7 protein-coding genes are annotated in these 11,401 nt (G+C 58.3%); 6 read left to right on the top strand and 1 reads right to left on the bottom strand.

Going from position 1 to position 11,401, the window contains the following annotated elements; genetic code table 11:
* The first annotated feature begins 1,276 nt into the window (after positions 1-1,276).
* From cas7u to HMPREF2928_RS08235, 4 genes are read left to right on the top strand one after another with little or no spacing between them, the layout of a single operon-like run.
* On the top strand, positions 1,277-2,551 hold the full coding sequence (gene cas7u / locus HMPREF2928_RS08250; protein WP_070688218.1) for a type I-G CRISPR-associated RAMP protein Csb1/Cas7g: 1,275 nt from the start codon (positions 1,277-1,279) through the stop codon (positions 2,549-2,551).
* Position 2,552: 1 nt separating this feature from the next.
* A complete protein-coding gene (gene csb2 / locus HMPREF2928_RS08245; protein WP_070688216.1) occupies positions 2,553-4,142 on the top strand; it encodes a type I-G CRISPR-associated protein Csb2 in 1,590 nt (529 codons plus the stop codon).
* On the top strand, positions 4,135-6,972 hold the full coding sequence (cas3u, locus tag HMPREF2928_RS08240) for a type I-G CRISPR-associated helicase/endonuclease Cas3g (protein WP_070688214.1): 2,838 nt from the start codon (positions 4,135-4,137) through the stop codon (positions 6,970-6,972). The genes csb2 and cas3u overlap by 8 nt, the downstream gene beginning before the upstream one ends.
* Positions 6,972-8,036 (top strand): aldehyde dehydrogenase, encoded by a 1,065-nt coding sequence (locus HMPREF2928_RS08235; RefSeq protein WP_070688212.1) that lies wholly within the window; start codon positions 6,972-6,974, stop codon positions 8,034-8,036. Before cas3u ends, HMPREF2928_RS08235 begins: the two co-directional genes overlap by 1 nt.
* 168 nt (positions 8,037-8,204) lie before the next feature.
* Here the strand turns inward: HMPREF2928_RS08235 and HMPREF2928_RS08230 are convergent, their stop codons facing one another.
* Entirely contained in the window at positions 8,205-8,957 is a 753-nt protein-coding gene (locus HMPREF2928_RS08230; RefSeq protein WP_070688210.1) for a nicotinamide mononucleotide transporter, read from the bottom strand.
* 487 nt (positions 8,958-9,444) lie between these two features.
* Here HMPREF2928_RS08230 and HMPREF2928_RS08225 point away from each other — a divergent pair, with 487 nt between their 5' ends.
* Complete coding sequence (locus HMPREF2928_RS08225) at positions 9,445-10,524, top strand: S-layer homology domain-containing protein (protein WP_070688208.1); 1,080 nt, start codon at positions 9,445-9,447, stop codon at positions 10,522-10,524.
* Between the two features lie 367 nt (positions 10,525-10,891).
* Positions 10,892-11,401 (top strand): YncE family protein (locus tag HMPREF2928_RS08220; RefSeq protein WP_371440526.1); only part of this gene is annotated, 510 nt, incomplete at its 3' end.

Raw genomic sequence — 11,401 nt, 5'->3', positions numbered from 1 at the left:
TAATGCGTCCAAGTTTCGGGGCGCAGTTCATCTTCGGGCAGGGACTTTCATTGAGGCATGGCGCTCTTCACGGTCCCAGTGTGGGCTTTCTTATTTCCCTGCCTTCGGGCGGGGACTTTCATTGAGGCTGGGATTAATCGTCACAATGATTGCATCCTTCGGAATTTCCTCGCCTTTGGGTGGGGACTTTCATTGAGGTATGACGTACGGTCATGTGGCTGCGGCGGCATATACGGATTTCCCCGTCTTCGGGTGGGGATTTTCGTTGCGATTCTGAATATGAATCGGGAAGTCTCACGCGGGTTGCGTAGCCCCGGTCTGGAAACCACCCTGGTTTCTAGACTGGGGCTATTCTCCTTAAAACACGAAGACAGGCTAAATGCGGCACCTGCTACCGACTCCTCTTGTCTGCTATCTGGGTCTGAAATGACCAAATTGGATGCGCGTAATCCGCAACAACGCTATGGTGAAGTCATGAGCAGAGAAAAGAAACGATTGCGCCACAGAGGAGCGGCGGCGATAATAGAAGAACGTCCAACACCTTTGGCACTCTTCCGTTTACCCAATTTAAATCTCCCGCCGTGCCTCGCACGGTCTGAGCCTTCATTGAGGGATCAATATTATATAGCGGAAGTCGCGGTCGCTGGCGTCTCTCCTGCAACTAACATTGTTGCGGGAGCTTTCTCTGAATTTTGGTCCTCTTGCAAGCATGATTTATGCAGGGGGACCAAATTTTTTTATATCAAAATTATATTGCGGGAGTTCTAGAGGGTTGTTTAACTGAAATCTTAATGCTAAGGTTGAGGTATCAACTGGCTTGGATACCTCTTCAGCAGTCCACTGAAGCGACTCTAGCCCCGACCTTGGAGGTGAAGGACATGGTCCGACTACTCACAAGAAGTAAAAGCCGCCCGCTACGCGAGGCGCAACGGGCGGCTTTTATTTGTAAAAAGTATTACCGCATCAAGCGGCGGTTATGCCTGTTGCAGCAGACATAACCTAATCAGTATACCGGCAGTACGGAGGAGCCTCCCAATCTGCCTGCATACTGACCGTTTGTGTGGCTATACGCCTACCTTCTATACCCTGTGCTGTCACCACCCAAAACACGGGAGGTGACAGCACAGGAGGAGAAGGGGAAGGCATGCCGAATCAGTAGCGTGACGAAAACACGCGCACCATTCGGAAAAGACAGGTAGCTTAAAGCTACACAACAAAATCGTGCACAACCCACGCATCGACGCGAGATGTGCACACACTACCTAAGGAGACGAACATGTCCCAGAACATCATTACCCTCGCCGACCTTATCGAGAACGTCAAGCTCGGCGGCGGCTCCGTCATCACCTCCATCACCGAACTCGAACCCGCAGCAGGTCCCCACGGACCCGTGGCACCCGCCAAGTTCGTCGATGGTAAGGGAAGCGACAGCAAGTCTGTCTTTGCATACGAAACCCGCTACATCGTAGAGAAGCCTGAGGACCAGGACGAACCCGAGACGGCCGTCAAGGGCAAGCCTCAGAAGGTCGTCCTCATCGACAGCAAGCAGTCCGAACTCAACCGCGCAGAAGCCGCCATCGAACAGGGCCGCCAGTACGGCGACGAAGCAGCCGTCAAGATTCCCTGCGCCGTCGTCACCTACCAGACCGAAAACGGCCCCGTAGAATACAGCGACATGGAACTGTCCCACCGCGTCTTCGACGGCCACTTCCGCGCCGGTCGCGTCGATGGTAAGCCTATCACCGAAAACGACCAGTACCGCGCACTGCGTAACTGCACTCCCGCAGACATGAGCGCACTGCTCAACACCGCCCCCGCAGCACTCCTCTTCGGCGCATGGGACTCCACCCGCAAGAGCAACCAGGTCCGTCTGCGCAGCGCCCTCGTCGGTGAAATCATCGGCGTCCTCGCAGATCAGGAACCTGGCGCTGAACATCGACAGGCACGCCGTGGCGGCGCCCGTGTCGACGCCGTAGCCGCCAGCGTAAAGCTTGCGCCTAAGGACATGGAATCCTTGGTCAACGACCAGGAAGCGGAACTGAGCCCGGGCAATGTCGGAGCTCGTCGCAACGAAATTAAGAAGGCCAAGGCTGACGCCCGCATCTCCGCTTCCACTCTTGGCCTGGGTAGCATCCCGCCCACGATCGAAGAAACCGGTGCCGTTGCATGCCGCCGCATCATTCGCTCCTGGGTTCTGAGCCTCGCCACCCTGCGTCAGCTGCGTTTCGGCACCGACGAAACCAAGAATGTTGCTGCGCGTGCACTTCTTGCCGCACTTGGCCTCAATGCTATCGCCCGTGCGGAGCGTGAACTCTACATTCGTGCCAACTGCGACCTGATTGAATCCTCCGCGCCCGTTATCACCCTCGACCAGCGTTTCGGTGAGAAGAAGCCCTTCGCACCCCTGACCGTTGAACACACCGACCAGTTGCTCCTCGAGGCTATCGAGAACGCCAAGAAGGCTGGCGTGGCTGACTGGAACGGCCAGACTTTCAACGTCGAAGGCAACCCCATCATCATTAACAACGCCACTGCGGAGGACGCTGAATAATATGACGAACCTCGGAATTCTCGCGAGGTTCCCGCTCGGCGTATACCAGGGCCACAAGGCAGACGGAAGCCCCGACGCCTTCCCCGACCCTGCCCGCTTGCAGGCAGCGCTCCTCAGCGCGGCCGCGCAGGGACCTCACGCAATTATCGAAAACGGGCAGCTGACCCCCTCGGAAGAATCTCTCAAGGCCCTCAAATGGCTTGAGGAGAACCCCCCGACCGGGCTGCAGATTCCCGACATGTGCCCCGTGTACCGCTCACCCAACAAGATGAGCCGATTCATGTATCGCGAAGTGGCATATTCTGAGAAGGATGGGCGGCAGACCGAGCGTCGCGCCGTATCCGACGGCTGGTCTGTATCCGACACCATCGGCTGGCAGTACGATAAGGTACCCGCAGACATTGCGGAAACCATCACCCAGCTCTGCGGCGAAGTACCCTCCCTCGGAGAGGCCAGCAGCTTTACCGCCCTCTACACCGGGGAAGTAGAGCCCACCCACACCATCGACACTAAGTCGGGCCCCTTCGAAGCAGGCGGCATGCCCGTCCGTGTGCCCGTGCCCGGTCGAATCGACGCGCTCATGCGTGCCCACGCAGAAGCGTACCCCGCCAAGGTGCCCACCAAGGCAGGCGACAAGACCAACAAAGAAGACACCTTGCATCCTTCCCCGGTACCCACTGCAGGCCTGGGATCCATCAAATACCAGCCGGTGGAGGCTGAAACCTCCACCAGCCCCTGGGAATATTTGTGGCTCCTCGAAGTAGACGGTGAAGAGCTGAAGCCCGAGCAGTACGTCAAGGCAAGCTCCTTACTGCACAAGGCTCTCGTAGCTGCAGCAGGATTCGGTGCGCCCAGCCTCATCACAGGCCGGTACCCCAAGGGCCACAAGCCCGCCAACAGCCTGGCGTTGCAGTACCTGCCTGCCCGCTACCTGCCTGACTATCTGCGTCGTGAGGTGAAGTCTAAGGGAGTCCTGCTCGTCTTGGTCCCGGCCAACGCCCCGACCGATGAAGCAGTAGAACTCGGTATTGCGCTCAGGAGCGTAGAAACCCTCTACGCTCAGGACTTCCCCCGACTGACCGTGAAGCTTCGCCAGAAGCGCCTGCCCGCACAGGGTTTCTGGGATGCTCCCAAGACCGGGTACAAGCGACTGTGGCGTACCCTCAGCGCGGCCGTTCCCGAATCGCGCGTTTTCAACCGCCCGAAGAAGACCGAGACGAAGGCATGGACCTTCGCTGACGCCGCTCTGCTTTCCATGGCTTACGTGTGGCGTGACAGCTTCGAGGCGCCCGAAGCCGAAACCTCACGCGAACGAATTCGCAGCTTGAGGGATCAGGTCGAGGAAACGGCTGAAGCCAAGGTTCTGGAAGCTCACCGAGTCACCCAGAACCCCGCCGCCTACGCCTACAAGCTGCCCCGCACCCTGCCCGCAGAGCCGTGGCGCGGTGTCGTAGACCTCGGCAACCTGGCAACGGACACGACCATCGTAGCCATCGGCCAGTCCCGCCACATGGGCGGCGGCCTGCTGGTTCCGTTCGACGTGCCCACCGAAGAATACGACCGCCGCAAGAAGGAGGAAAAGCATGACTAGCCCCGCTACCGCGCTGCCCTCCATTAGTCGTGATGAGTTCGGTGAGTTCTTTGCCGCGCTTGATGCCGCACTTAACAGCGCACCTAACGAAGCACCCAAGGAAAAGCAAAAGCGCTACCCCTTCAGCTGGCAGGAAGAAGTGCTCGACCACATTTGCGAGCACGGCGTATGGCCGGAACGTATTAACGCGCCGACCGGCTCCGGCAAGTCCTCCGTGGTTGATATCCACCTCTTCGCGAATGCGCTCGCCGCGGTTGGCGCCGCACCGCGCGTTCCCCGTCGCCTCTGCGTGACCGTGGGACGCCGCGCGCTGGTCGACAGCCAGGCAACCCGCGCCGACAATATTCTCGGCTGCATGAAGAAGGCGCTCACTGACGGATCCGGTGAGCCCGATATTCTGCGTAGGGTTGCTGAAGCTCTCCAGAGCTTCCAGACCCGCAACGACGAGAAGGAGAGTAACCCCTTCGAGACTGGTCACATCCGTGGCGAACTCTCGAACCGCAACCTGCCGGTCACCGACATTTCGGCTTGCGCAATCATCGCCGCAACCCCGGATATGTACGGTTCGCGAGCGCTTTTCCGCGGCTACGGCAGCACCAAGGCTGCCCGCCCGCGTGAGACTGCCCTGCTGACCATGGACACCGTCATGGTGCTCGATGAGGCACACATGAACCGTCAGCTGTTGCACACCACTCAGCGTATTGCCGAGTTGCAGAAGCGCGAGGTCAACCTGGGTGTTCCCACCCTGCAGGTGGTTGAGACGACCGCTACCCCCTCCACTGAGGACAGCGATTCGACCACCTTGGGCGTGGATATTGAGGCTCTCGATAGCCCGAATGATGAAGAGCTGCGCAATCGTGTCTACTCGCATAAGGAGCTGATGCTCCACCCCATCGATAAGTGGGATGGCAAGCCCGGTAACCCTGCGACCGTGAATGCTGCTGTGGACACCATTAAGGGGTTCCTTGCCCACCGTGAGGCGGGTGAAGACTCCAAGAAAGCCCATACTGTCGGTTGTATCGTCAACCACGTGCGGACGGCTATCTCTATCAAGGAGAAACTCGTTAAGGATAAGGTGCTTGGAAAGGAGGAAGAGGTTCAGCTTCTCGTAGGACGCATGCGCCCGTACGACCTGAAAAAGTTGCACCCCGATCTCTTCACTACCGAAGGCGATGAGTCCGTGAAGGTTGTTGTGGCCACCCAGACTCTTGAAGTCGGTGTTGACGTTGACTTTGCTGACCTGGTGACCGAGCTGGCTCCTGCTTCTTCCTTGGCGCAGCGCTTCGGACGTGTTAACCGTCTGGGCCACCGTACGGATTCCAAGGTCGTCGTTATTGAGCCTGCGAGCGGTGACTCGGTAAAGAAGGACGCGCCTCCCTACAAGGCGGTCGACCTGAGCAATGCGTATGGTTGGCTCGAGGCTCTCAACGGTACTGAGAATCCGTCGGTGAACCCCGCCGCAATGGTGAAGAACCCGCCGGTACAGTCCTCCCCGGAGCGTCTGCTCTACCAGCGCCCGGAATGGCCTGACCTGCTGGAATTCTCGCGTACCGACGAGAATCCCTACGATGAGCCGGACCTTGACCTATGGCTGCACGACTCCCTGGATGCAGAAACCGCAATGGGCGGTGTTATCGTGCGCGATAACCTGCCGAGCAACACTTCTGCCGCCATGGAGATTCTCAAGACCAGCTACTTTGCACCGCGCGATGAGGAAACCTTCCCCGCGAATCTGAAGATTCTCCAGGAGATTCTGGACTACCAGGACGAGCACGGCGTGAAACCGCGTAAGTTCCTTTACCGTCAGGGTGAAATCTCCCTGTGGCAGGACGTTGAGCATGGCGATGAGAGCAACCAGGCGTTGGCTCCCGGTGACGTTCTGATTCTTGATACGGGTAGTATTCCGTTCACGAACCAGGGCATTGCCGTGACTCAGCGTGAGCTTCCCTCCACGAAGGACAAGGTGGAGGCTGTGCCCTTCCCCGATGGCGCCGAGCTCTACGTGTACGAAAAGTGCGCGGACCGTGAGGAACGCTTCAGGAAATACCTGGGCCTCTCACCCGAAGAAGCAACAGAATTGCTCGATAGCCAAGCTTCGGACGGCCAGAAGGTGATTGCTTCTGAACTTTCCACCGAGGCCGAGGACGGTCAAGAGGTTATCGCATGGTACGCCGAAGTGACCAAGACGACCGAGAAAAAGTCTGTTGAAGGTTCCGATATTGCTCAGGAGTTGGTGCTGGCTGGTCCCGTTCTTCTGGACGACCACCAGAACGATGTTGCTGAGCGTACCCGCCAGCTTGCCGAGAACCTCGGCCTGGCCCCGGAATTCTCCGAGGCACTGGAACTGGCTGCAAAGTACCACGACGAGGGCAAACGCGACCTGCGCTTCCAGCAGATGCTAGGTGCAGACCCGGATGCGGACGCTCTTGCAAAGAGTGGCCACCGTTCCGTAGCCGAGGCATACCGCGCCCGTAGCCGTAGCGCCCTGCCGAGGGGCTGGCGTCATGAGCAGCTGTCTGCGCTCATGGTTGCGGCCTCGCCCGAAAAGGTGGGGGAGCACCGCGACCTGGTATTGCGCATCATTGGTTGCAGTCACGGTCACGGCCGGTTCTCCTTCGCCCATGACGCAGGCTTCCTGCTCAAGGAAGGCTACCTGCCCGAGGGAATGGACTACGAAGCGCTCAAGGAACAGGCGACCCGACTCTTCAATGTCGGCTACTGGGATAACCTCATGGAGCAGACGAGCCGCACCTACGGCCCGTACGCTACCGCCTACCTTGAGGCCGTCGAACGCGCAGCAGACGCTCAGATTTCACGGGAGGGACACTAATGGAAACGCTGACTATTGCCGGTGACTACACCTCGGCATTGACCCATTTTGCCCTCTGCGGGCTGTCCCTGATGGCTGAGCAGAAGCACCCCGGAACCGTCACTGTCAGTTGGTCTCAGGAAGGTCAGCCGCGCGCCCAGATGCATGCTGAAGGCGTGTCAGAAGAAGAAATTGCCGAGTGCGTGCACTCCTACGTTTCTTCCCTGGCCGCTGAAGACAGCTGGGTGAACGTCGACCAGTCCTACGGTGCGGGTAAGGAAGCTGCTGTTTTCTCCCCGTTCTCCCCGCGTATTCGAGGAATCGACGCGGAGAAGTACCCGGACGACTGGGCATCTCACCAGAAGACCCGACAGGCTCATCTGGATGCGCTGATGGAACGTGACGACCTGCTGTCTCTGCTCTGGATCTCCGGCCTGGGCGAACCTTCCTACTGGCGTTTTGAAGCCAAGGCACCTCGCCCGGATCACGGCGCGTCTCGCTGGGAGATGAAGACCCGCAACAAGGGTCAGGAATTCGTCAAGGACCGTCTGCGGCTGATGTGCGCGGACCTGGCAACCTGGGAACCTTCCGCGATGCTCAGCGGTATTACCGGGCAAACCCTGCACGACTCGCTGGATAAGAAGCCGGATTCTCGAACCGGAACCGGTTTCACCGTCCCGCAGCCGACCGATACCGCGCTCGCCTTCTGCGCGCTGGTGGGTATTGCGAACTTCCCGGTGATTCACCAGATCCACCGGATTGGCGTGACCCCCGGTGCCTACCCGTACAACGCTTTGCACCCGCGGCTCATGGTGCTTCCGGTATCCTCCGGAAGGGTTACGCCCGCCCGGCTGCGAACCGTGCTTCGCAGCCACCCCTACCGTAGGGTGGTTGACGAGGTTGGTAAGGCGACGGAACGCGGCTCTTTGAGCCCTGACATTTTCGTGTCCGAGCTGGCGGATGAGAAGGCGATTCTTCGTGAGAAGGGCGTTCAGGCGTTTGTTGCTTTCCCCATCGCGAAGGTGGGTAGTGATTCGGCTCCTGAGCGTCAGGTTCTGAAGGGTAGCGCGATTCCGCTGGGCTAACTTAGCCGCTTACCGATACTGGTAAATAACGCCGGCAAATATGCCCGCACAATGCAGGGGAGGGGCCCTCCGGTCGTATTGCCGGAGGGCCCCTCCCTCTATCTATTATGAGTGCCTACATATCGCTGGGCGGATATGCGGTAGCTGGTGCGCTAGGGAACCGCCCCTTTACGCCACCGCCACGGTGCCCTTGGCTGCGGTACCATTTCGGGTCCACAGCAGCAGTGCTGCCACGCTGTTGATGATGTAGAAGATGTACTTGCCGACGTTCGCAAAGTTGCCCTGAGTCAGCGCCTTCATGCACTGCACAACGTTGTACACGAACCAGAATTGCCACTGCATCGTCAGCTTGAGCGCGTTCAGAATGTTTGCTGACAGGGACAGCCCAAACACTGCGGTCGTGATCCAGAATAGGAACGAGGTCTGGCCGCCGTAGCCAATGTAGTTCGCAGCCAGGGAGAACGCGAACGAGCCCACCACAATGCTGCTGATAATCAGCTGGCCCTTAGCGCCGGTCGGCGGTTCCATTGCCTTGCCGCGTTCGGAGTTCTGCCACCTACGAATCGCGAAGGTGTACACGATGAACGTGACCGGGTAGGTGATGATCGCTGCCTTGTTGCCCAGAATGTAATCAATCGCGCCAGACAGTGCCGTGTTAATAATGCCGAGCACGTTGCCGATGTTTGAGAGGCGGCCGGTCAGGCGGGTAGACATCATTGAAATACCCACGTTAATCACGGAAATCACGCCGAGGGGAATGAAGTTCGTGATCGGGCCCCAGTCGACGTATTTGGCGAGGTTGGTGCTCAGGTATCCTGAGGCGATTGCGATGGTGATAACCAGTGCTACGCCGAAAAGGTCGGCGTACTTGGACTTGGCGAAAAAGAGGAGGGCCTTCTCAGAGAATTCCTTGGCCTCCATGGGTAACTCCTTTGTTGGGAATATAGAAACAGTGATAGGGTACCAATAACTATAACTCTTTGAAAAGGGTTTGAAACGGCGTGTCACACATAAAACTTCAGAAACCCACATAATCCACACCCCGGAACGCCTCGGTGTGGAACAATCCAAAATCGCCCCAATAAAACCCCATACCAACTTCCGGCAAACCTTGCCAGATATCGCCCCTACTTCGTTAAATATCAAAAATGGGCGTAAAATCACCGTCGTTTCATATTCGCTTTAAGGGGACCTTAAGGTACGCTAGATGACTGGGTCAGGGAACTCGTGCCGGTCTCACTCACCGCGCATCCGCCCGACAGACATCCGCACCCCGTACACTGCGTCTCACTCACGCACATAGGGGAGGGGACCCAACGTATCGGCCTCACTCACCGTTTACGCCGCTGTCCGTGCGTCCTGTCACCCGTAACTCACTCAACTCAAACAAGAACTGAATAGGACAATCATGCCCTTGCTTACCCATCGACTCTCACGACGATTCTTCGTAAAGGGTGCTTCCGCTGCCGCCGCTGCAGGCGCACTGACCCTGCAGGCACAGGCCGCTCAGGCTGACGAAGCTCCCGCAAACCTTGCCCCGGCAACCGAGGAAACTAAAGGCCCGCGCCTCGTTATTCAGCGTGCCACCATCACTGAAACCGGTATGACCGTCAACTACACTGCACACGGTCTGCGCGAATTCCTCACCGAAGGCACCACCCTGACCGTACGCCACGGCTACGTTCGTAACGACTCTTTCGAAACTCTGCGCTCCTGGCCGCTCACCCCCGAATTTGACGGTGACGCTGACAGCTTCAGCGGTAGCGACCAGTTCCCCATCGAGCTGATGCAGGGTGAGGGTGTCGAGCACGCCCTGCAGCTGGATATTTGCTCCGACCCGTGGGGTCAGGAGGTTACCCACCAGATTGCTGCGCGCATTCCCGTGGCTGAGACTAAGATCCTGAAGACCTCTTTCGAGGACGTTCCGGATAGCCACCCGTTCGCTGAGGATATCCGCATGGCGAACCAGAAGAAGTGGCTGATGCCGAACCCGCAGTCTGGCGCGTTTGAGCCGGACCGCCCTGTGACCCGTGAGGAGCTCATTGCTCTGCTGAACCACGCTGCAGGTCACGCTGGCGTGAGTGAAAACTCTGATGTTGCACCCTTCGCGGATGCGGCAGACCGCCCGACCGCGAATGCGCTGCACTGGGCTCGTGACCGCAAGATTACCGAGCCGCTCACTGGCGGCGACAAGATTGACCCGACCGCACCGGTTTCTCACGAGCAGCTGGCGGCTGTGCTGTTCCAGTACAATGCGGAGGTTCAGCTGACTGAAATGAACGAGGCTGCTGGTTCTCGTTTCCGCGACGTGCTCGGTGCCGGTACTCTGCACCGTTACGTTGCGTGGGCTGGCGCGAACGACATCGTGCTGGATTCTTCGGGTGTGTTCAACCCGACCGCGCCGACTACTCGCGCGGAGCTGGCTCGTTTCATTCGCCGCTACAAGCTGCAGAACCTGCTGTTCACTGACTTCTCGTATGTCTCCTAATTTTTAGTCACCTCGGCACCGTCTGTTGGGGTGTGTGGAACCCCCGTCTTCTGGCTTTTGCTGGAGGCGGGGGTTTTGCCATGTCCCGTATTGCCGCTTCTCGGGGAGTTTTAGTGACAGGCTGTGCCTGGCATATGAAATTTTGCGTTATATATGCCTAAAATCTTGCAAAATCCTGTGCGCTAAGTAAGTATTACCTAGAAGGTAAGTTAAAGGTTGCCTTACTTAATACTGTGTGAAGACTAGTTTTCCTTCCTCGTGGGCCCACGAAACCCACACCAAAGAGCAGGAAAAACGCGGCGCCTCACCACCCATCGGTGGGGGAGAGACGCACCTTCACACACCACCCACGAAAAAGGACATACATATGAACCTCGCTTCAAGCAAGGCATTCAAGGGCCTCGCCGTTGGATCGCTGGCACTGGCAATTTCCGGCGTTGCCACCATCCCCGCATCGTTCGCGGCAGAATCCACCCCGGCAGCAAGCCAGAGCAGCGAAGCTCGCACCATCACCGATAAGGCGATGGCTAAGATCACCCAGGGCCTGCCCGGCCAGTTCCAGGTCGCATACTCCAAGAAGACCAACAAGATTTGGGTTGCGGGCACCGCTGACCGCGACGAGCACGTTTCTACGATTGCTCGCATTGACGCAAACTCCCTGAAGATTGAGGCTGTCGCCGAGCTGCCCATCGTCCAGGACGCGAAGGGCTACTCCTACGAGGGTGCGTACGGTATCACCGTCGATGACGAGGAAGGTACCGTGTGGGTGACCAGCACCCGCGATAACTCCGTTGCCGTGTACGATCAGGCGACCATGAAGCAGCTGTGGACCAATGCGGGTCTGAGCAAGGACGACCCGAACTGGATTGAGCACCCC

Origin of the sequence: Rothia sp. HMSC072B04 (genome assembly GCF_001813725.1) — a bacterium.
In the GTDB taxonomy this organism is placed as follows: Bacteria; Actinomycetota; Actinomycetes; order Actinomycetales; family Micrococcaceae; genus Rothia; species Rothia mucilaginosa.
Note: the sequence above shows the minus strand (reverse complement) of the source record. Positions and strands in the feature narration are given on the sequence as shown.